This window comes from Actinomadura kijaniata NBRC 14229, from assembly GCF_001552175.1.
In the GTDB taxonomy this organism is placed as follows: Bacteria; Actinomycetota; Actinomycetes; order Streptosporangiales; family Streptosporangiaceae; genus Spirillospora; species Spirillospora kijaniata.
The window spans coordinates 1-18,992 of sequence record NZ_BCQR01000102.1; the positions used below are offsets into that span (position 1 = coordinate 1).

General features: G+C 71.7%; 23 protein-coding genes. 10 read left to right on the forward strand and 13 right to left on the reverse strand.

The features are described 5' to 3' along the window. The first annotated feature begins 228 nt into the window (after positions 1-228). Positions 229-642 (forward strand): VOC family protein, encoded by a 414-nt coding sequence (locus AKI01S_RS29155; RefSeq protein ID WP_067824950.1) that lies wholly within the window; start codon positions 229-231, stop codon positions 640-642. A gap of 326 nt (positions 643-968) precedes the next feature. Here the strand turns inward: AKI01S_RS29155 and AKI01S_RS29160 are convergent, their stop codons facing one another. Further along, positions 969-1,283 (reverse strand): DUF1330 domain-containing protein, encoded by a 315-nt coding sequence (locus AKI01S_RS29160; RefSeq protein ID WP_067824952.1) that lies wholly within the window; start codon positions 1,281-1,283, stop codon positions 969-971. A 78-nt stretch (positions 1,284-1,361) separates the two neighbouring features. On the opposite strand from AKI01S_RS29160, the gene AKI01S_RS29165 reads away from it, so the two are divergent. Next, entirely contained in the window at positions 1,362-2,084 is a 723-nt protein-coding gene (locus tag AKI01S_RS29165) for a TetR/AcrR family transcriptional regulator (RefSeq protein ID WP_245681823.1), read from the forward strand. Positions 2,085-2,153: 69 nt separating this feature from the next. Continuing rightward, the gene (locus AKI01S_RS29170; protein WP_067824954.1) at positions 2,154-2,684 is read left to right on the forward strand and encodes a hypothetical protein; all 531 of its coding nucleotides are present in this window, start codon (positions 2,154-2,156) and stop codon (positions 2,682-2,684) included. Positions 2,685-2,706: 22 nt separating this feature from the next. On the opposite strand, the gene AKI01S_RS29175 is transcribed toward AKI01S_RS29170, so the two are convergent. The 3 genes from AKI01S_RS29175 to AKI01S_RS29185 form a co-directional block, all read right to left on the reverse strand. Continuing rightward, on the reverse strand, positions 2,707-3,420 hold the full coding sequence (locus AKI01S_RS29175) for a hypothetical protein (protein WP_067824956.1): 714 nt from the start codon (positions 3,418-3,420) through the stop codon (positions 2,707-2,709). Between the two features lie 140 nt (positions 3,421-3,560). Next, on the reverse strand, positions 3,561-4,025 hold the full coding sequence (locus AKI01S_RS29180) for a hypothetical protein (protein ID WP_067824958.1): 465 nt from the start codon (positions 4,023-4,025) through the stop codon (positions 3,561-3,563). Positions 4,026-4,355: 330 nt separating this feature from the next. Next, positions 4,356-4,733 (reverse strand): VOC family protein, encoded by a 378-nt coding sequence (locus tag AKI01S_RS29185; protein WP_067824960.1) that lies wholly within the window; start codon positions 4,731-4,733, stop codon positions 4,356-4,358. Positions 4,734-5,011: 278 nt separating this feature from the next. Here AKI01S_RS29185 and AKI01S_RS29190 point away from each other — a divergent pair, with 278 nt between their 5' ends. Next, positions 5,012-6,517, forward strand: a complete 1,506-nt coding sequence (locus AKI01S_RS29190; protein ID WP_067824962.1) for an alpha/beta hydrolase — start codon at positions 5,012-5,014, stop codon at positions 6,515-6,517. 88 nt (positions 6,518-6,605) lie between these two features. Beyond that, positions 6,606-6,803, forward strand: a complete 198-nt coding sequence (locus AKI01S_RS29195; protein ID WP_067824964.1) for a hypothetical protein — start codon at positions 6,606-6,608, stop codon at positions 6,801-6,803. Positions 6,804-8,122: 1,319 nt separating this feature from the next. On the opposite strand, the gene AKI01S_RS29200 is transcribed toward AKI01S_RS29195, so the two are convergent. Both AKI01S_RS29200 and AKI01S_RS29205 read right to left on the reverse strand, forming a co-directional pair. Next, the gene (locus AKI01S_RS29200) at positions 8,123-8,611 is read right to left on the reverse strand and encodes a hypothetical protein (RefSeq protein WP_067824966.1); all 489 of its coding nucleotides are present in this window, start codon (positions 8,609-8,611) and stop codon (positions 8,123-8,125) included. A 368-nt stretch (positions 8,612-8,979) separates the two neighbouring features. Next, complete coding sequence (locus tag AKI01S_RS29205; protein WP_067824968.1) at positions 8,980-9,936, reverse strand: Lrp/AsnC family transcriptional regulator; 957 nt, start codon at positions 9,934-9,936, stop codon at positions 8,980-8,982. A gap of 81 nt (positions 9,937-10,017) precedes the next feature. Between AKI01S_RS29205 and AKI01S_RS29210 the strand changes: the two genes are divergently transcribed. Both AKI01S_RS29210 and AKI01S_RS29215 read left to right on the forward strand, forming a co-directional pair. Then, positions 10,018-10,884 (forward strand): NAD(P)H-binding protein, encoded by an 867-nt coding sequence (locus AKI01S_RS29210; RefSeq protein ID WP_067824969.1) that lies wholly within the window; start codon positions 10,018-10,020, stop codon positions 10,882-10,884. Positions 10,885-10,992: 108 nt separating this feature from the next. Beyond that, complete coding sequence (locus tag AKI01S_RS29215; RefSeq protein WP_157420225.1) at positions 10,993-11,907, forward strand: LysR family transcriptional regulator; 915 nt, start codon at positions 10,993-10,995, stop codon at positions 11,905-11,907. Positions 11,908-12,012: 105 nt separating this feature from the next. Here AKI01S_RS29215 and AKI01S_RS29220 read toward each other — a convergent pair whose 3' ends face one another. From AKI01S_RS29220 to AKI01S_RS29235, 4 genes are all read right to left on the reverse strand, one after another. Next, a complete protein-coding gene (locus tag AKI01S_RS29220) occupies positions 12,013-12,477 on the reverse strand; it encodes a hypothetical protein (RefSeq protein WP_067824971.1) in 465 nt (154 codons plus the stop codon). A gap of 188 nt (positions 12,478-12,665) precedes the next feature. After that, positions 12,666-12,866, reverse strand: a complete 201-nt coding sequence (locus AKI01S_RS29225) for an NUDIX hydrolase (RefSeq protein ID WP_067824973.1) — start codon at positions 12,864-12,866, stop codon at positions 12,666-12,668. Between the two features lie 59 nt (positions 12,867-12,925). After that, positions 12,926-13,252, reverse strand: a complete 327-nt coding sequence (locus tag AKI01S_RS29230) for a DUF397 domain-containing protein (RefSeq protein ID WP_067824975.1) — start codon at positions 13,250-13,252, stop codon at positions 12,926-12,928. After that, positions 13,249-14,076, reverse strand: a complete 828-nt coding sequence (locus tag AKI01S_RS29235; RefSeq protein WP_067824977.1) for a helix-turn-helix domain-containing protein — start codon at positions 14,074-14,076, stop codon at positions 13,249-13,251. The genes AKI01S_RS29230 and AKI01S_RS29235 overlap by 4 nt, the downstream gene beginning before the upstream one ends. 379 nt (positions 14,077-14,455) lie before the next feature. Between AKI01S_RS29235 and AKI01S_RS29245 the strand changes: the two genes are divergently transcribed. Then, the gene (locus tag AKI01S_RS29245) at positions 14,456-14,917 is read left to right on the forward strand and encodes a hypothetical protein (protein ID WP_067824981.1); all 462 of its coding nucleotides are present in this window, start codon (positions 14,456-14,458) and stop codon (positions 14,915-14,917) included. 269 nt (positions 14,918-15,186) lie between these two features. Further along, entirely contained in the window at positions 15,187-15,672 is a 486-nt protein-coding gene (locus tag AKI01S_RS29250) for an MgtC/SapB family protein (RefSeq protein WP_084000357.1), read from the forward strand. Here AKI01S_RS29250 and AKI01S_RS29255 read toward each other — a convergent pair. After that, positions 15,669-16,496, reverse strand: coding sequence for an NmrA/HSCARG family protein (locus tag AKI01S_RS29255; RefSeq protein WP_067824983.1), 828 nt, complete (start codon positions 16,494-16,496; stop codon positions 15,669-15,671). The genes AKI01S_RS29250 and AKI01S_RS29255 overlap by 4 nt on opposite strands. Positions 16,497-16,516: 20 nt before the next feature. Then, on the reverse strand, positions 16,517-17,860 hold the full coding sequence (locus AKI01S_RS29260; protein ID WP_067824985.1) for a DHA2 family efflux MFS transporter permease subunit: 1,344 nt from the start codon (positions 17,858-17,860) through the stop codon (positions 16,517-16,519). Positions 17,861-17,947: 87 nt separating this feature from the next. Here AKI01S_RS29260 and AKI01S_RS29265 point away from each other — a divergent pair, with 87 nt between their 5' ends. Further along, on the forward strand, positions 17,948-18,604 hold the full coding sequence (locus tag AKI01S_RS29265; RefSeq protein ID WP_067825028.1) for a TetR/AcrR family transcriptional regulator: 657 nt from the start codon (positions 17,948-17,950) through the stop codon (positions 18,602-18,604). Positions 18,605-18,607: 3 nt separating this feature from the next. Here the strand turns inward: AKI01S_RS29265 and AKI01S_RS29270 are convergent, their stop codons facing one another. Then, positions 18,608-18,883 (reverse strand): DUF2530 domain-containing protein, encoded by a 276-nt coding sequence (locus tag AKI01S_RS29270; protein WP_067824988.1) that lies wholly within the window; start codon positions 18,881-18,883, stop codon positions 18,608-18,610. Between the last annotated feature and the right edge of the window lie 109 nt (positions 18,884-18,992).

Consider the following 18,992-nt stretch of genomic DNA (forward strand, 5'->3'; position numbering starts at 1 on the left):
GCTTTGGAACACGCCCTGGACGGGATGGGACCGGAACCGAGAACGATCACATCGTCGGATCCCGGTGCTCCCGCGGGTGGCCGCATCGGTCAGGAATCAAGAAGCACCGGCCCCGGTCCCGTACGTAGCGTGACGTTCGCAGAGCAGCCGAAGGGTGATCGACGCCGATGCGGCCGCCGGGCCCGACGCGGGTGTCCGGGCGGCACCTCGAACGCAGGGAGACAAGACATGAAAGCGCACGTGAGCTCGATCCTTCTCGGCGTCCAGGACCTGGAGAGGTCCAAGCGGTTCTACGTCGAGGGGCTCGGCTGGAAGATCAAGAACGACTGGGGCATCTCGGTGTTCTTCGAGTCGGACGGGGCCTCGCCGGTCGGCTTCTACGGCCGTGAGGGCCTGGCCGAGCAGGTGGGCACGAGCCCGGAGGGCAGCGGTTTCAGCGGGCTGGTGCTGACCTATGTCGTGCGCGAGCAGGCGCGGGTCGACGAGATCATGGCGGAGGCCGGGAAGGCCGGCGCCACGATCCTCAAGCCCGCCGGTGACCTGCCGTGGGGCGGGTACGGCGGCTCCTTCGCCGACCCCGACGGCTACGTCTGGAGCCTCGGCTACAGCGCCCAGGGAGAGGACCAGCCCTACGCGGAGTAGCCGAGAGACGAACGCGCGCCCGACGGCGGTGTCGTCCGTGCGCCGTCCCGGTTCCCGGTCCGCTCGGACGGCCCTTGCCGCCGGACCCGTCGATCCGAGCCGTGCCGCACGGAGCGCGCGTTCCGTCCGGCCGGACCCCGGACGCGTTCATGGCGGCGGCCACACCAGGGACGGTGCGGCCGCCGTGCGACTCCAGGTCCAAGGGCTTGGGCCACCGCCAGGGTCGGCGGTTCGGCATCGGTCAGCCGGGGCCGACGCCCCGGTCGGTCACCGAGCCTGAACCCCCTTCGCCATGCCCGCACCTCAACGGCTCGGGACTCGCTCAGCTAGGCCGGGAGGGAGAAGCCCTCGGGCGGTGCTCCCTCGGCGAACAGCATCCGCACCCGCATCGCGCCCTCCCGGATTTCCCGGGCCCGCCGGTACTCGGGGGAGTCGTACCACTCCCGGACCCGGTCCATGTCGGGGAACTCGATGACCACGAACCGGCCGGAGTCCCAGGTGCCCTCGACGGGCTCGGGTGTGGGCCCCGCGACCAGGTACCGGCCGCCGTGGTCGAGGACGGACCTCTGGGCCACGGCCGCATAGGCCAGGGCGGCCCGCTCGTCGAGCACATCGATGTTGACGACGACATAGGCGCTCACGGTATTCCCCGTTTCCTTTGGACACGGCGTGTACTTTTGACTCGGTGGAGAGTACGGCATCCCGCTAACCTGATCAAGGTGGGCACCGAGGAGGGCGAACGCGGCGTGAGCGTGATGAGCCGCCGGGAACGGCTGCGGGCGGAGACGGTCCGGGAGATCAAGACCATCGCGTTGCGGCAGATGGCCGACGAGGGCCCCGGAGCGATCTCGCTGCGCGGCATCGCCCGCGAGATGGGGATGACCCCGCGCGCGATCTACAGCTACTTCCCCACCCGGGACGACCTGGTCACGGAACTGATCGGCGGGATCGCCGCCTCGCTCGCGGCGGCGGTGGAGACCGCGTGCGACGCCGTCCCCGACACCGACCCCGGCGGCCGTCTGGTGGCGTGGGGCGAGGCCCTGAGGGAATGGGCGCTGGCCAACCCGGAGAGCTTCCGGCTCTTCTACGGCAACCCCATCCCCGGCTACCGGCCCCCCGAGGGCGGGCCGGTGGACCAGACGGCGCGCCGCGTGTGCCGCGAGCTCACCCGCCTGGTGGCCGCCGCGTGGCCCCACGCGCGACGCCACCAGCCCGAGGACGCCTCCTGGGCCGACCTCCACCCGGACTACGTCGCGAAGATCCGGGCGGACCTCCCGGACGTGCCGCCCGCCGCGGCGGCGCTCGCGCTGCGCGTCTGGGGCCGGATGCACGGCCTGGTGGCCCTGGAGGTCGACGGCCACATCCGCCCCGTCGCGGGCAACCCGGCCGCCCTCTACCGCGCCGAGATGCTCGACCTGGTCAGATCCCTGGGCCTGTCCTAGGCCGTGCCGGCACAGCGGTCAGGGCATCGACGGTCAGGCGGGTCGTACGACGGTGAAAGGGGAGGTCTCGTGACGGAGTATCTGGGGCCACTGGAACGGGTGGGCGACCGGTGGGTCATCGGGGATGCGAAGCAGGCGGGCGGCTCGTACCTGGTCCTCGCCGCCGAAGGCATGGAGCACCGGGAGTTCGGGGCGCCGCAGCCTCGCGCGGTCGTCCCGTGGTCCAGGTTCGTGAACCTGAGGGTGAAGGCCGCCGCGTGGGCGTGGCAGACCACCCGCGCCGCGGGCGTGCTGGACATGCTCGGCGGCAGCTCACCGCCGGTGGGCGGTCCCGATGCCTGTTCGGTGTGGGCGTGGCTGCGCCATCCGTACGAGGACTGGTCGGCGGACTACACCCACCACGGGCGCCGTTACACCGGTTCCCACATCTGGTTGGTGGAGAAGCTGTTCGAGAAGACGGTCGAGGCGAAGGCGGCGCACCGGCTGGGCGACCCGGAATGGCTGGGGGAGGCGGTCGCCCGGCTGGCGGCGCTGCGCGTCCGGGCGTCTCCTCGGATGGGCCGGAGGGTGGACGAGATCCTCCGGGACCTCGGCGTCTGACCTCGTTCCACCGCTCCCGCCATCAGGAGGGCTTGGCGTTCTCGGAGCGCAGGTGGGCGGCGTAGCCGATGGCCACGACGAGGGCGATGGGGGCCATGATGAGCCAGGGGACCAGGGTGTTGGAGAAGTCCTCCTCCTCACCGGCCGCGAAGACCGGGGAGAGCAGCCCGATGAAGCCCAGGGCGAACGCCAGGCCCATGGCGGCGACCATGCCCGGCGTCGGCTCCGGGCGGCGGAAGCGGGCCAGCCGCCAGGCGGCCGCGACCGTCGCCAGCAGGCCCGGAGGCACGATCACCAGCGCGCCGATGAGGAATCGCGCGCGCAGGTCGTCCGGGGCGGCGGCGGTCTTCCGGGTCTCACCGTCCGCCGAGATCTCGACGATCCGGCCGCGCCAGACCGTGCCGGTGACGCGCTCGCCCTTGTCGAGACCGGCCAGCAGGTCCTTGTCGGTGGCGACCTCCTGCTCGGAGCCGCCGGCGTCCCGCAGGCGCGCGGAGTCCGGATCGTACCTCGACGTGGTCAGGCGGACGCCGACCACGGTGAACTCCTGCGTCCAGCGACATTCGGCGGGCCCGGACGGGGCGGACGGGCAGCGCGCCGCCGCCCGGTAGAGGCGCAGGTCGCGGTCGCCGTCCGGAGCCAGGAGGACGGCCCCCGCGATGCCCCACGCCACCATGTTGAGGCCGCCCACCAGGCAGAGGACGGCCATGAGCGGGTGACGCAGGAGGCCGTACATGACCTCATGATGCCATTTGGCGATCTTTGTTATGGCCGTCGGGCCGACGGGCCCGCGCGAAGGCCCCGCGCCGTCAGAGGGCGCGGGGCCTTCCCGTGCGTCCTACGGGTCACTCCCGCGGTCGCCCGGCGGTCGGCGTGTCAGGCGGCGGCCTGGAGGTAGAGCGAGCCGTCACTCTGGACGATGAGGCTCTTCCGGCCTCCGCCGGTGCTGCTGCCCGGGACGGGGAGGCTGCTCTGGTAGCTGTTGGTCGTGCTGTACCTGACCTGGTTCTGGGTGTTCCAGTAGTCCTGGAAGACCCAGTAGCGGGTGGTGCCGCCCCAGCTGACGGTGATGCTCTTCCCCATCTCGGCGTTGTTGCCGACCCAGGGGATCCACATCGATCCGGCCCACCGGCCGTTGGCCGGGACCGTCACGGAGACCTGGTCCTCGCCCTTGTAGAGCTGGACCTGCGTGGACCTGCGGTTGAGGACCTCCCGGACGTCGGTGACCTCCGCCTTCCGGTGGGCGGTGTCGCCGGTCGTCGCGGCGACCGCGGTGGGGGCGGCGACGACCGCGGCGGTGAGAGCGGCCAGGGCGGCGGCGCTTGCGGGACGACGGTGCATGGTGGGAACTCCTTGGTGTGAGGGGACATCGAGCGCCACCCTCCGTCACACCCGCCCACCGCCACATCTGCCCGCGCGGTGCATCGTCACTTTCCCAGAGTATTGGCGAAGTCACTTTTGGTTGACATCGCCTGAAGGCCACTGCTCTGACCGGCGAAAACGCGAAACAGCGTGATCGATCGCATCATCCGGCCGACAGTCACTCTTTGTGGCCAAATGAAAACAGGCCGGCGCCGTCCGGGCGGGGTGATCGGAACGCCTCATGGGCCGATCTTCACCCGGACGGCGTCGCGGGGACCCGGGCGCGGCCCGCGTTGCCGACGAGGGGCGTCAGAGCTCGGGGATGCGGGCCTTGAGCAGGCAGAACACGTTGTCTTCGGGGTCGGCGAGCACGTGCCACTGCTCCTCGCCGGTCTGGCCGATGTCCGCCGGGCGCGCCCCGAGCGCCAGGAGGCGTTCGAGCTCGGCGTCCTGGTCGCGGTCGGTGGGGTTGACGTCGATGTGCAGCCGGGACTTCCCCTTCTCCGGCTCGTCGCGGCGGCTGAGGACGATCGTCGGCTGCGGGCCGCCGAACCCTTCGCGCGGCCCGATCTCGATGTAGTCCTCCGCGCGGTCGAGCACGACGAAGTCCAGGACCTCGCACCAGAACCGCGCCAGGACCTCGGGGTCACGGCAACCGAGCACGAGCTCACCGATCCGGCATGCCATGGTGGAACCTACTTTCAGCGTGGGGACCGCCGGGGGCCACGCGTATCTCACGGCTCCCGCGGCGCGAACTCCCGCGACCGTACCCGGCGAAGTGATCAGGCGCGAAATGATGCCGACGTCCCTGCGCGGGCCGGTCTTGGAACGGGCGGGAGTACGGCTGGCGCACCGTCGGCGAGGCGCGGGATGCCGAAGGTCATGGGTTTCCCTCCCGGGTCCCGGTGGCCGGTTCACCGTGCGGGGTGATGTGCGATCGGCCGCACGCGGGCGAGGCTCGCGCCATGAAGAAGATCTTCAGGAAGGCGATCGCCCTCGCGACCGCGTTCACCGCGATCAGCGCCGTGGCGGTGGCACCGGCGTTGCGGGCGGAGACGGCGCCGGACGACCCGGCCGACTGCCTGCCGGTCCCGCGCGCCGAGTGTGGCACGCTGCGGGTTCCGCTGGTGCGCGCGCACCCCGAGCAGGGCGGCGTCAGCGTCGCCTACGCGGTGGTCCGGCGCCGGAACGCCTCCCGGCCCGCGGCCGGGACGATCGCGGTCAATCCGGGCGGCCCGGGTGACTCCCCGTTCGCGCTCGCCGCCATGTACGCCCAGAAGTTCGGCGGCCTTCTCGACGACTTCGACCTGCTGCTGGTCGACCCGCGGGGGGTCAACCGGTCCGGCCCGGTCGACTGCGGGATCACCAGGATGCCCCCCACGCGCGACGGTTTCGTGCGCATGATCGGCGAGTGCGGCGGGACGCTGGGGCCGCGCAGCCGCGGGTACACCTCGGCCGAGATCGCCGACGACATCGACGCGGTCCGGGCCCGGCTGGGCATCGACCGGCTGGACCTGCTCGGGGAGTCGTACGGCACCTACCTCATGACGGTTTACGCGCAACGGCACCCGACCCGGGTGCGCTCGATGGTCCTGTCCAGCGCGTACCCGCTCACCCTGGACATGTGGGGCCGCCCCGGCGTCCGCGCCGCGCGCCGCGCGATCGAGCTGATGTGCGAGCGCAGCGCGGACGCCTGCCACGGCCGCCAGGTGCTGCGCGAGATCTCGCGGCTCGCGCAGCGGCTGCGCGAGCAGCCGGTCCCGTACACCCTGGGGGGCGAGAACCGGCTGCTGGACGACACCGCGCTGGCCGTCATCGTGCACGACTCGGCCACCAGCGCCCCCGAGGGCATCGGCGAGATCCCGGCCATGGTGCAGGCCGCGCTGCGCGGCGACACCGCCCCGCTGGTCGAGGCCGCCCGGCGGCTGAGCCCGATGAGCGGCTCGACGGCCCGGCGGGACCGGGAGGAGCAGCCGTTCAACCCCGACCAGGCCGCGGCCGTGACATGCAACGACTATCCGAAGCTCTGGAACCGCCGGGCACCGGTGAGCGCCCGGCTGCGGCAGTTCACCGCCAACCGCGCCGCGCTGCCGGAGAGGGCGTTCTGGCCGTTCGGCAAGCGGGCGTGGACCAGCACCTCCCCCGGCATCGGCGACGCCTGCGTCCGGTGGCCCGACCGGCACGGCCCGGTCCAGCCGACCGGCGGGCCGTTCCCCGACGTGCCGGTGCTGGTGGTGTCCGGCGACATGGACCCGAACACGCCTACCGAGGAGGGTCGGCTGGCCGCCCGCCAGTTCCGCCACGCCACCGTGGTGGAGGTGCCCAACGTGGGGCACGTGGCAGAGAAGGAGCCGAGCGGTTGTGTGGCGGGCATCGAGAGCGGCTTCATCCGGAACCTGCGGACCGGCGACACCTCCTGCCTGGCCGACATCCCGCCGGTGCCCGTACGGAGCTACACGGCCCGCCCCTGACGATCTGTGGAAGCGGGCGCCGGTCCGTTATGAAGATCATATTTGTCCTGGTCCGGGGTGAAGGATCACTGCGACCGTGTGAGGACCGATGCCCGCGGCTGAGAAGCGCCTTCCCGGTCAGAGCAACGCCGAGTACGAACGACGCCACAACCCCAACGCCGACTTCATCGGCACCCAGTCGCTCCAGGGTGGCGGGGACCCCTCCTTCATGATCAGAGGCTTCCGCGCCCTCCTGGACAGGCTCGGCCGCCGCAAGGCCCGCCAGAAGCTGTTTCAACCCTCGTGATCACCTTTGCTGCACCGCAGGTGTGGCGGCCTCCAGGGGACTGCTGAGAAGGCTCAGGAGTCGGCTCCGCCGCCACCCATGCCGCCGAATACGGGCTGCTTTGACTTCGTCGCCCCGGCCCACCGCATGCGGGCCGGGCTGACGATTGGGGCGGGGCGTCCCCGCCGGTCTGGCGGCCGTCTCGCAAGAGGCTGATCGGCGAGTGGTCCTGCAGGGGGAAGGGGCGCTCCAGCCGCCTGTATCCCCTGACGGTCGTGGGGGATGCTCTCACGACTTGGCCGGGCTTCGGCAGGCCGGCGACCGGAGCTGTGGGGTAGGGCCTGGTGTGCACTTTCAAACGCGCACTTGACTGGTCGCAGGCCGCCGGGGTGGAGCGGGCGGGGGTGGCCGAGGCGGCGGGAGTGGTGACGCACAGGGCGGACACTCTCCCAGTAACCTCGTGTAATTGCCTTGTAGCATCTCGTGAACAGGTGATGGGAGATCTCGCCGCCCCGGATCCGGCCACCCCCGGAGTGGCGGTGTCGCCGTCGGGGCGGGCCCGGCGGCCATACCAGACAGAATCCAAGCTCTGATTGGTTTGGCCATCCGGCCCGGAACGACGTCTGCGCAGGTCAGCGCCGCGCAGTCCCTCTCGGGAGTGCTCCGGCCTGCGATCACGTGGTTTCGGTCCCGGGTTCCTTCCCGTGATCCACAGCCGAAAGCCCGGGAAGCTGGGGCAACGCTGTCTCGAACGAGCGCGCGTACAGGTGCGTACGTTCATGAACGGCTTCTGGCCTGGCTGGGTGGCCAGGGCGTGATTGATGGTGCTTCCACCAGCCCCCACCGATTGCGGGCCGGTGCCTTCAGCAGCCGTCAATCCCTGCGGCTGAGAGGGCCTACATGGAGGGATACGCCATGCGCACGGTCACGAAACTGCTGGCCTCCGCTGCGGTGGTGGCCGGCCCCGCCCAGGCTGCTCCCGCCGTCGTCCAAGCTCCGGTCCCGGCGGCCCAGTACGAGTACGTCGAGTCCTAGTTCCCCGGCGACGACTACGAGCTGTGGGTGGTGTGGAAGTAGCAGCACTCTCACGAGCCCTCGCTGAACCTCCGGCGCGGCGGGGTGGGGACCGGCCCGGACAGAACCGCACTTCCAGCCCGCCGCGTCCGGCGCCATGTTCAGCGGTTGTCTACGTCTTCGTCTACGCGCCGCCCTCAAGGTGCAGGCGCGCGCGGGGGCGCAGACGAAGACGTAGACAACCGCCGTGTTCGGTCCGGCGCGGCCGCCGTCTCTAGCCGAGACAGCGCAGCTCACGACGCCGGTCCGCTTGGGGGCTGGCGGGCTCAGTCGTAGTACTGGAACCACCACTCGATGGTGTGCTTGCGGCCGACGGAGAAGTGGACGCGGTACTCCGAGTGCCCGGCGTTGTGGATGCGCACGGTGCGGTAACCGCCGTCGCAGTTCCACCGGCCCTTCTTGGCGACCGCCCAGCCCAGGGCCGCGCGGCGCTTGTACTGCAGCTCGACCGTCAGCCGGGTGTCGTTGCCCCAGCAGCGGGCGTGGACCTGGATCACGCGCACGTGCCTCTTGCGCTTCCAGTTCTTGCTCCCCGTGACCTTGGCCAGTTGCGACTTGTGCTGGATGGTCCTCCACTTGAGGGCCGCCGCACCCGCGTCCGGCTCGGCCGCGGCACTGGGCTGTGCCACGGTGGGGGCGACCGGAGTGAGGGCGGGCGGGGTGAGGGCCGCGTGGGCGGGGGCCGGGGCCAGCGTCAGGGTCGTGGCGGCCGCGACGCCCAGCAGGCCGGCCCGGGTGGCAAGGGTGGTGCGCATGACTGCTCCCAGGTTCGAGTGGATCGGCGGCGGTGGGTGCCGCCGGGTGCCACCGATCCTGATCAGCGGGAGCAGCGATCGGGTAGAGCCTGCCCGGCGGACGGGACCGCGCGGGACGTCCCGGCCCCCCGACCAGCCGCGACACCCCGTCCCACCGGGACGTCCCGGCCACCGCTTGATCCAGCCGTTTCCCTTGGCGAAGTCGGCCTGCAAGACGGCGCACTCATGAGTGCGGTTGGTCCGTCGTGGCCAAGGAGGATCTGGCCGACGTCGCCGTCCGAGTCACGGCCAGGACATCGCCGAGGTGCTGAGCAACGCGCTGGATCGTCCGGTCGATTACCAGCCGGGTCGGGCGGTGGGGGTGAGGTTCAGGGCAGGACGGCGCCCACCCGTTTGACCGTGCGGATCACGGGCGCGGTCTCCAGTTCGCGTACGCCGTCGAGCGGCGCCACCCGCTCGGTGAGGTAGCGGTAGAGGTCCTGGGTGTCGCGGCAGGTGATCCCGGCCATGAGGTTGGTGGGGCCGGTGGTGGCCGCCACCACGTCGGCCTCGGGATGCGCGGCCAGTGCGGTGCCGACCGAGGCCAGGGCCGACGGTTCCACCTTCATCCACAGCCATGCCTCGGCGCGGTAGCCCAGGGCGTGGGCGGGGATCTCGACGTCGAACCTGAGCGCGCCGCTGGAACGCAGCTGGTCGAGACGGCGGCGCACGGTGCTCTGCGACCACCCGCTGGCCGCCGCCAGCTCGCCGTGCCCGGCCCGTCCGTCCCGGGCCAGCACGCGCAGCAGGGCGTGATCCCGCTCGTTCAGGGAGATCTCCGTCTCGCGCGGCGCGGGCGGCCGGAGCCGTTCTGCCTGCTCGTCGGAGAGCGCGGTGACCCGGCTGCGCCATCCGGCGAACATGTGCAGGGTCGCGTGCGCGGACATGGCGACGATGCGGGGGGTTCGCGGCAGCTTCTCCAGCAGCAGGGCCTCGCCGTTCTGGTCGCTGTCGCCCTGGACGCCGCAGGCGATCTCGGTGCCGCCCGACAGCAGGCGCACCCAGACGGTGTCGTCGCGGCGGGCGAGCGCCTCGGCTATCGGACGGGCCGCGTCCGGTGCGCAGACCAGGCGCACCGACCACGAGGTGTGCCCGGACCGGGTGCCGTCGAGCAGGCCGACGACCCGCAGGGTGCCGTGGGAACGCAGCCTGCGGTAACGGCGGGCGACGGTGTGCTCGGAGGTGCCCAGTACCTGGGCGATCGTGCGGAAGGAGGCGCGGCCGTCGAGATGGAGCGCGTGCACGAGAGCGTGATCCGTCGCGTCCAGCAGGCTGGTTTTCGCCATATTCCATCTTCACATGATGCTTATCGCCACCTCATGGCCTGTGGCCTGCGTGCCGTGCCGGGGCGGCGTGATCGTTGGGGCATGAGCACTTACCTTGTCTTCGGCGCCACCGGGAACGTCGGCAGAAGGGTGGTCGAGCGGCTGGCGCGGGACGGCGCCGCCGTGCGGGCCACGAGCCGCACCCCGCAGACCGCGAAGCTGCCGCCCGGCGTTGAGGTGGTCACGCCGGACCTTGAGGCGCCCGGTGTCCTCGACGGTGTCGAGGCGGCGTTCCTGATGTGGCCGTTCCACTCGGCGGAACCGGCCCGTCCCCTGGTGGACGCGCTGAAGCGCGGCGTGCGCCGTGTCGTCTTCATGACCGGCGGCGGTGCCCGTCCCGGGCTGGCGCCCGAAGAGCAGCCCAACCCGGTCGCCCGCTGGCACGCCACGGTGGAACGGCTGATCGAGCGTTCGGGCATGGAGTGGACGGTGCTGAGCCCCGGCACGTTCATGGCCAACACGCTGTGGTGGAGCGAGCAGATCAGGGCGGGCGACACCGTGTGCGGGGCCTTCGGGTCGCTGGCGATGGCGCCGATCCACGAGGACGACATCGCGGCGGTGGCCGTCCACGCCCTCACCGGGTCCGGGCACGCCGGACGCCGGTACACGCTCACCGGGCCGGAGGTGCTGACCCAGGCCGAGCAGGTCCGCGTGATCGGCGAGGCGATCGGCCGCACGTTGCGCTGGCGGGAGCTGTCACCGGAACAGGAACGCGCCCGGCTGCTGGCCGATCCGGACTTCCCCGACGGCTTCGTCGATGAGCTGCTCGCCGGTTACGCCACGATGGCGGCGACCCCGCCCCCGGCCGTCAGCTCCACGGTCCGCGACATCACCGGGACGCCCGCCACGCCCCTGGAGGTGTGGGCCGCCGAACACGCCGCGCACTTCGGCGGCGAACCGCGTGCATGATCCGCCGACTGGTTTCCGATCACCCTCGAAGCCGTGGGAAACGATGGCCGATCGGGCGGCGACCCTTGCATAAGGTGCAGCAATAGGGTGACGGGAGGGAGGTGCGGGGTGGAACGACGCGAGCTGGAGGTCTTCCTCGTCCTGGCCGAGGAGCTGCACTTCGGCCGCACGGCCGAACGGCTCCATCTGTCCGCCGCGATGGTCAGCCGTATCGTCCAGAGGGTGGAACGCCGGATCGGCGCGCCGCTGTTCGCGCGCACCAGCCGCCGCGTCGACCTCACCCCGCTCGGCCGGCAGCTGCGTGATGACCTGGAACCCCACCACCGGGGCATCCAGAACGCGCTGGCCAAGGCCATCGCCGCCGGACGCGGCGTGCACGGACCGCTGCGGCTGGGTGTCATGGGCGCGCTGGGGAACGAGATGCAGCCGGTGATCGGGAAGTTCCGGGCCGAGTACCCCGGCTGCACCGTCGACATGGTCGAGATCCACTTCAGTGACCCGTTCGCCGCCCTCCGCGCGGGCCGGGTGGACGCGCAGGTGACATGGCTGCCGGTCCGCGAGGCGGACATCACCGCCGGACCCGTGGTGCTGACCGAGGGGCGCGTGCTGGCCGTCCCCTCGCACTCGGACTTGGCGGGCCGGGAGTCGGTCTCGCTGGAGGACCTGGCCGACCACACCGTGCCGGGCACCGGCCCCCAGGTTCCCGAGTACTGGATCGAGGCGATGGTCCCCTGGAGCACCCCCTCCGGGCGGCCGATCCCGCGCGGACCCGCCGCTCCACGGACCTTCCACGAGGTCCTGACCCTGGTCGCCGGCGGACACGTCGTCTGCCCGCTCAACGAGCACGTCACCTGGTACTACAGCTATCCGGGCGTCACGTTCGTGCCGATCCACGACGCCCCGCCCACCGAGTGGGCCCTCCTCTGGACCACCGACGGCGCCAGCGCCGCCACCCGAGCTCTGGCCCAGATCGCCCGCACACTCGACCCGAGGCCCATCACCCGCGGCGGAACACCCGGCTGACCGAGTGACGCCCCTCGCCCGACGACCTCACGGAACGAGTCTCCCGGGCCGGCCCCGGACGGCCCCGCTCCCGAACCGGACGGGAACGGGGCCGCCATGGGCTGCTCAGCCGATACGCGGTGTGAGGATGAAGAGCGGGTTAAGGCCGTAATGGGCCTTGTTCAGACCCGCGATGAGGTTCCTGTCACTGACCGAGCCGCCGTAGTAATTGATGCCGGTCGCCGTCAGCTTCCAGGTGTAACGCACCGAGATGCCGTTCATCTCGGGATACTCGCACTGCTTGGTCACGTATTCGACGCTTCCGCTCACCGATCCCCACAGGCCGGGATCCGCGCTCACCGACCAGGTGCCCCAACTGGTCATGGTCGTGGGCGGTTGCGTGGACCAGGTGGCGTTCCTGTCCCCTGGAGTGGCCGTGACCAGGCCGAGCGAGCAGGAGATCTCGTTGACGAACACGGCGTTCATGACACGCGTCTCGGCCGACGCCGTTCCCGTGGCGGCCCCCGTGGCGAGGACCCCCGCCGTGGTGAGTCCGACGGCGGCCGTCCTCATTTTCCACCCGATGGCCATGACCAGCCCCTCTCTTGCGAACGCCCCCCGACGCGAACGACGTTAAGAGAGGGGAAATTCAAACGGCAGTGATCAGCGTCCCGGCACTTTTCCGCCTTTGTCCCACCACGGTCGGGACCCACGTACCGACCAGATCGGGACGTCGGTGACGCTCACCGAGCGACGCACCCATGCGGTAGGGAACGACCTCACGGAACGAGGTTCACGCCGTCGTGCTGGCGCACCGGACAGGCCGGGCCATCGGCGCGCAACGCATCCAACACCCGGACCGCATACGCCTCGTCCATGAGCGAGGGGACGTCGGCGAACGCAGCCCAGCGGAACGCCCGCACCTCATCGTTCGTCGTGAGTTCGCCACCGATCGCCCGGCAACGGAAAACCAACGCCACAACGCCCCGCGTCATCGTTCACCACGACCCCGGCGACGCTGACCGAGTGACGCACCTCCTCAGGCGCCGAACTCGCCCGCCTTGATCTTCTGGAAGAACGCCCCCATCTGCGCGGCGGGGAAGAGCAGCTTGGGACCGTTCGGGTCCTTGGAGTCTCGAACGGCGATGGTGGGCGCAAAGCTCGCGAGCTCAACGCACTGCCCGCCGCTGTTGCTGCTGTGGTTGCTCTTACGCCAAGTGCCGCCAAGCTCGATGCACGCGCCGCCGGTGTCAGTGCTGCGGCTGCTCTTACGCCAGACGCTGCCAAGCTCGATGCACTGGCCACCCGTGTCGCCGCTGCGGCTGCTCTTGCGCCACTGCACGTTGGACAAGTCCAGCCCGGTCATAGGCTCTCCAAGATCGAATGGAGCAACTCCAGGGTGCCGCTCGTGGAGAGAGCCGCGCCCCTGATCAAATCGAACCGTAGCTCATGTTCTCTCACCGCATCGGGATGATCCAAGAGCTGCGCGCCCATATGACCTTCCAAATGGACGGCATCAGCCACATCAGTAAAGCTCAGGATCGTGAAAGCCCCCATAAGCCCTGGGTACGCGCCTGCTTCGGACGGCACGATCTGAAGTGTGATTTCGGGACGTTCCGACAACTCGATGAGTCGTCGGAGCTGGCCGCGCCTGGTCTCGGTGTCGCCGATCGGGCGGCGGATCGCGAACTCGTCGAAGATGGCCACGATGTGCGGCGGATCCTCGTCGTCCAGGATCTGCTGGCGTTCCATGCGGGTCGCCACCAGGCGTTCGACCACTTCGGGCTTCTTGCCTGACTTCAGTACCTCGTAGGCGTACTCGGGGGTCTGGAACAGGCCCGTCACGACCATGGTCTCGAAGATGTGCATCGAGGCCGCCTCCGCCTCGCGTTCCAGGAAGTCCGGGAAACCCGGCGGGAGGAGGTTGAGCTCGGCGACCTGCTGGATCCACTCCCAGCCCCGGAAGAACAGGCCGTTCGTCCCGAAGAACGTGTCGCAGTCCTGGGCGAACTCCTTGGACGGGGACTCCTTGCCGTTCTCGATCTGGCCGATCCACACCGACGAGTAGCCGATCCTGGCGGCGAGCTGGGCGCGGCTCTGGCCCGCCAGGTCCCGGTGGGCGCGCAGCTCCGCGCCGAAGTGCTGGACGGGGGTGCGGGGGACGCCCGGGTCTCGGGGGCGGCGGGGCATCGGGACCTCCGGATGGAAACCTGGTCGGGTTTCGAATGGCGCGCGCGGGCTTTTCGGGGCTGAGCTTCCGCTTCTTCCCGACCATAACCCGGTCACGGGAGGCTCTGGGTGGTGACCGAGAGAAATCGTTCCTCGTGAGGCGATCTTTCATGAACGAGCAGTGCCCCGCCGACGAACCAGAACTCGCCCGGCTTCGCGCCCTATATACCGGGCACCGCATTTGGCGGGCTATTCGCTATGACGGGCTACCGGGGGACTGGGTCGCGACGCTTCGGGATAGCAGCGAAGGGGTCGATCCGACCGTCATCCGTACGAGTGCCGACGAGCTTCGTAAGGCGCTGGACGTCGAGCGCGCCCGCGCCGCCCGCCGGAGCAGGCCGTGAGCGGGGCGGACGCGTTGGCCGTTCTCGGCCACGAGCTGGAACGCGCCGGGTGGTCGGTCCGGCTGCTACCTGGTCCCGTGCTGCGGGTGTTCTCCCCGGCCGTTCCGATCTTGGGGGAGACCGTCACGCTGGAGGAGGGGGCCGTTCCGGGGCGGTGGTGGTACCGGTCGAGTACGGGCAGGTTGCTGGGGGCCGACGCCGTGACCGCCGCCGCACGGGTGGGTGATCTGCTCGGGCCGCTGGTGGCGGGGGCGCTGGCCCGGCGCTCCCCGGAACGCGAGATGAGCGTCGCCGAGCTGCGCCGCCGGTTCCCCGGCGTTCCGTGCTGGTGGGGCGCTCACACGCGGCAGTGGTGGGCGCTGACGGCCGCGCCGCCCCGGCTCGTCTGCGCCGCCACGGTGGACGGGCTCGCCCGCGCCCTCGCCGACGTGCGGCCGACGGCCGCCAAGGACGCGTAAAAAGACCGTCAGATGTGCGCTTTTGTGGCGGAAGTGGCGGTTCCTGATGGTTAGCCTCGATGCGGTACGGCCCGGATTCCCGTCGGTGAAGGGGGTGAGCGTCATGTCGACGACCCTTGTCCGGCCTCGCGACGACGCGCCTCCCAGTCGCGTTCCACGTCCGACCCGCTGACGCCGCATCCGCCTTCCCCGCGCACCCCGCCCCGACGGGCGCGGTCCCGCGTGCCGCCGATGCGCGCGTCGGTCCCGCACTCGAAGGGAGACCCCTCATGGCCACGCTGACCACCCTCGACTTCGTGACCCGTCTCGCCGTGGGCGCGGCCTGCGGCACCGTGCTCGGGCTGGAGCGCCAGTGGCGGGCCCGGCTGCCCAGCCTGCGCACCAACGCCCTGGTCGCCACCGGCGCGACGCTGTTCGTGCTGTACTCGGTCGTCGTCGTGGACGTCGAGAGCCCGACCCGCGTCGCCTCCTACGTCGTCAGCGGCGTCGGCTTCCTCGGCGCGGGTGTGCTCATCAAGGACGGCGCGAGCGTGCGCGGCCTCAACACCGCCGCGACGATCTGGTGCTCGGCCGCCGTGGGATGCCTGGCGGCGGCCGGGCAGCTCGCGTTCGCCGCGATCGGCACGGCGGCGGTGATGCTGGTCCACCTCCTGCTGCGTCCGGTCGGGCACGTGGTGGAGCGCACGACGCCGGTGCTGCACGAGCGGCGGGGGCGGTCCCGCTCCTGCGACCAGGAACGGGACCGCGTCCGTTAGGCCCGGCCGAGTCGGCGGGTCAGGAACTCCTCGAACGTCAGCAGGCCAGGGAACCGCCCGCGCAGCGCGCCGAGGTCGGCCCGGTAGCCGTCCTCGGCGAACCACTCGAACATGCGCTCCTCGATCGGCAGCGGGACGAGCCGCGTCGGGACGCCGGTGACCCGCTGGTAGATCTCGGCGACGCGGGCGAACGACGGATCGTCCCCGGCGATCTCCAGCTCCGCACCGACGAACTCGGCGGGCGCGGCGAACGCGGCGGCGGCGATGCGGCCGATGTCGTCGGAGGCGATCATCTGCATCGGCCGGTCGGGCAGCACCGGGAGCTCCATGACCCGCTCGCCGGTCGCGTCGGCGTAGTGCAGCAGGTTGTCCATGAAGAACACCGGCCGCAAGATCGTGGCGGGCAGGCCGAGGGCGCGGACGTGCCGTTCGATCTCGGCCTTGGTCTCGAAGTGGTCGATGCCGGTGCCGCGTTCGGCGCCGCCGACCGAGCTGTAGACCAGGTGCCGGACCCCGGCGTCGCGGGCGGCGTCGGCGACCGCGACGCCCCGGCGGACCTCGGCGGCCAGTGTCTCCGGCTCGTACGCCAGGGGTTGCACGCTGAACACGCCGTGGGCCCCCTCCATCGCGCGGCGCAGCGACCCGGCGTCGTCCAGGTCGCCCGCGACGAGCGTGACGCCGAGACCTTCCAGTTCCCGCGCGGCGGGGGCGGCCGGGTCGCGGACCAGCGCCCGCACCGCCCAGCCGTCCCCGACCAGGGCCCGCGCGGTCGCGCCGCCCTGGTTGCCCGTCGCTCCGGTGACGAGCACGGTCTTGTCGTTCATCGGATCTCCTCGATCTCAGGTCAGGGACGCGTGCGTCCGGGAAGGAGCACCGAGGCCGCCAGCCCCAGTGCGGTGAGGGCGAACATCCAGGTCAGCGCGGTGGCGAAGGTCGTGAGCTGGAGGATGAGGGCCATCAGGGCGGTGCCGGTGGCCGCGCCGATCCGCTGGATGACGTTGCCCGCGCCGGTCGCGTCGGGGATCGAACGCTCGGGCACCGTCCGGTAGAGCGAGACGCTGATCGGGAGGCTGGCGACACCGAAGCCGACGCCCCGGACGAACAGGGCCGCCGCCAGGAGCGCCGGTCCGGACCCGGTCACGAACGGCAGCGTCCCGAGCGTCGCGACGGCCAGTCCCGCCAGGGCGAGCGGGCGCGGCGGCATGCGGTCGGTCAGGCGGCCCGCCACCAGCAGCGCCAGCGCCATCCCGGCGCTCTGCGGGGCCAGCGCCAGGCCCGCGTCGAACGCGTCCAGCCCGCGTTCCCGCTGGAAGTACAGCGGCAGCAGGAACATCGGGCCCCAGGTGGTGACGCCCAGCACGAACATCATCAGCGCGCCGCCCCGGAAGCCCCGGTCGAGGAACAGCCGCAGGTCGATCAGCCCGGTGCCGCCGTGCCGCACCGAACGCGTGACGTAGGCGGCCAGCAGGCCCGCGCCGCCGACCAGGCTCACCCACGAGGCGGTCCGAAAGCCGGTCTCGGCCGACGACAGCGCGTACAGCAGCAGGACCACGGCGGTCGGCAGCAGCGCCAGCCCGACCGCGTCCAGCGGAGCGCGCTCACGCCGGTCGTCGCGCGGGAACCACCGCCACATCATCAGCAGCGCGACCAGCACCAGCGGCACGTTGACGAAGAAGATCCAGCGCCATCCCCAGCCGTCCACCAGGAACCCGCCCAGCACCGGCCCCGAGACCGGCGCGAGCTGCCCGATCAGCCCCACCACGCCCATCACCCGGCCCAGCCGCTCCGGCCCGGCCGCCCGCGCCAGGACGAGCTGGGTCAGCGGCAGGATCATCCCGCCGCCCAGGCCCTGCACGACCCGGAACGCGACCACGCTGCCGGGCGACCACGCCAGCCCGGTCAGCACCGACCCGGCGAGGAACAGCAGCAGCGCCGCGCCCCACACCGCCCGCGCGCCGAAGCGCCCCACCGACCACCCCACCAGCGGGATGACCGCCGTCATCGCCAGCACGTACGCCGTGGTGACCCACTGGACCACCCCGACCGACGCGCCGAGCTCCCGTCCCAGGTCGTCCAGCGCCACCGCGACGATCGTCGTGTCCAGCAGCGCCGCGACCGCGCCGACCAGCAGGGTCGCCGCCAGCGGCACCAGCGCGCGGCCGGTGTCGCGTCCCGTCGTCGTCACCATCTCGCCCTCCCAATCGGAGTGAATCGCTCCGATTGACGGGAACGCTATAACGGAGCGATCTACTCCGCAACGGGCTAAGATGTGATCATGAGCACTCCGCGACGCGCCCCCCGCCAGGCCGAGGCCGAACGCAACGACCGCGAGCTGCTGCGCGCCGCCCGCGAGGTGCTGGCCGAGGACGGCGCGCACGCCTCGGTGGCCGCGATCGCCGCCCGTGCCGGGGTCGGCATCGGCAGCCTCTACCGCCGCTACCGCACCAAGGAGGAGCTCTTCCAGCGCCTCGTCGAGCTGTCCCTCGACCAGAGCGTCCAGGCCCTCGAACGCGCCCTGGAGCGCGACGACCCCTGGGAGGCGCTGGCCGGGTTCGTCACCGAGTCGCTGGAGGCGGGCGGCGGCTCACTCGCCCCGATCGCCGGGAGCGTCGAGATCACCCCGGACATGTGGGAGAGGAACCGGCGCGCCGACGCGATGCTGGCCGCCCTGGTGGAACGCGCCTCCGCCGCCGGGGTCCTGCGCCCCGACGTCACCGTGACCGACCTGTGGGCGCTGCTGGAGCAGCTCTCCGCCGCCCCGATGATCGAGCAGCTCCGCAAGCAGGGCCGCGCCGAGCGGCTCCCGGCCGCGCTCGCCGCCCGGCGGCGCGTCGTCGCGATCGTCCTGGACGGCCTGCGCGCCCCCGGCACGCCCCTGCCCGGCGATCCGCCCGGCGGCGAGCTGTTCGCCGACCGCTGGGCGCGCGACTGACCCTCAGCCCTCCCCGGGCGCGCGCGGGGCCTCGCGGCGGGCGGCGCGCTCGGCCTCCTGGCGCTCCCGGGTGGCCTGGAGCCGGGGGACGTACCAGACCCCGAACAGCCCGATCACGATGCCCGCGCCGCACACCCCCAGCCACCAGCGCTCCTCCGCGGGGAGGCCGACCAGCAGCAGCACGACCAGGGCGACCGCCCAGGCCGCGGTGCCGACGGCGGCGACCCGGACGTCGTTGGTGCGCAGCGGCGGCGGGTCGGGACGGCGCGCTCGGCTCATACGATCAAGAGTACGTGGCGCGGTCCAGAGACCGGGGTCACACCGGAGCGCGCGGACGCCCGGCGCGGGCGGGGCTCCGGGCCGTCCGCGCAGGTGGCGGCGTGGGACC

Bases quoted from the DNA above. Each gene is read 5' to 3' on its own strand.
- AKI01S_RS29155 (WP_067824950.1), top strand. From the start codon at position 229: ATGAAAGCGCACGTGAGCTCGATCCTTCTCGGCGTCCAGGACCTGGAG.
- AKI01S_RS29175 (WP_067824956.1), bottom strand. From the start codon at position 3,420: ATGTACGGCCTCCTGCGTCACCCGCTCATGGCCGTCCTCTGCCTGGTG.
- AKI01S_RS29180 (WP_067824958.1), bottom strand. From the start codon at position 4,025: ATGCACCGTCGTCCCGCAAGCGCCGCCGCCCTGGCCGCTCTCACCGCC.
- AKI01S_RS29185 (WP_067824960.1), bottom strand. From the start codon at position 4,733: ATGGCATGCCGGATCGGTGAGCTCGTGCTCGGTTGCCGTGACCCCGAG.
- AKI01S_RS29190 (WP_067824962.1), top strand. From the start codon at position 5,012: ATGAAGAAGATCTTCAGGAAGGCGATCGCCCTCGCGACCGCGTTCACC.
- AKI01S_RS29195 (WP_067824964.1), top strand. From the start codon at position 6,606: ATGCCCGCGGCTGAGAAGCGCCTTCCCGGTCAGAGCAACGCCGAGTAC.
- AKI01S_RS29200 (WP_067824966.1), bottom strand. From the start codon at position 8,611: ATGCGCACCACCCTTGCCACCCGGGCCGGCCTGCTGGGCGTCGCGGCC.
- AKI01S_RS29205 (WP_067824968.1), bottom strand. From the start codon at position 9,936: ATGGCGAAAACCAGCCTGCTGGACGCGACGGATCACGCTCTCGTGCAC.
- AKI01S_RS29210 (WP_067824969.1), top strand. From the start codon at position 10,018: ATGAGCACTTACCTTGTCTTCGGCGCCACCGGGAACGTCGGCAGAAGG.
- AKI01S_RS29220 (WP_067824971.1), bottom strand. From the start codon at position 12,477: ATGGCCATCGGGTGGAAAATGAGGACGGCCGCCGTCGGACTCACCACG.
- AKI01S_RS29230 (WP_067824975.1), bottom strand. From the start codon at position 13,252: ATGACCGGGCTGGACTTGTCCAACGTGCAGTGGCGCAAGAGCAGCCGC.
- AKI01S_RS29235 (WP_067824977.1), bottom strand. From the start codon at position 14,076: ATGCCCCGCCGCCCCCGAGACCCGGGCGTCCCCCGCACCCCCGTCCAG.
- AKI01S_RS29250 (WP_084000357.1), top strand. From the start codon at position 15,187: ATGGCCACGCTGACCACCCTCGACTTCGTGACCCGTCTCGCCGTGGGC.
- AKI01S_RS29255 (WP_067824983.1), bottom strand. From the start codon at position 16,496: ATGAACGACAAGACCGTGCTCGTCACCGGAGCGACGGGCAACCAGGGC.
- AKI01S_RS29260 (WP_067824985.1), bottom strand. From the start codon at position 17,860: ATGGTGACGACGACGGGACGCGACACCGGCCGCGCGCTGGTGCCGCTG.
- AKI01S_RS29265 (WP_067825028.1), top strand. From the start codon at position 17,948: ATGAGCACTCCGCGACGCGCCCCCCGCCAGGCCGAGGCCGAACGCAAC.
- AKI01S_RS29270 (WP_067824988.1), bottom strand. From the start codon at position 18,883: ATGAGCCGAGCGCGCCGTCCCGACCCGCCGCCGCTGCGCACCAACGAC.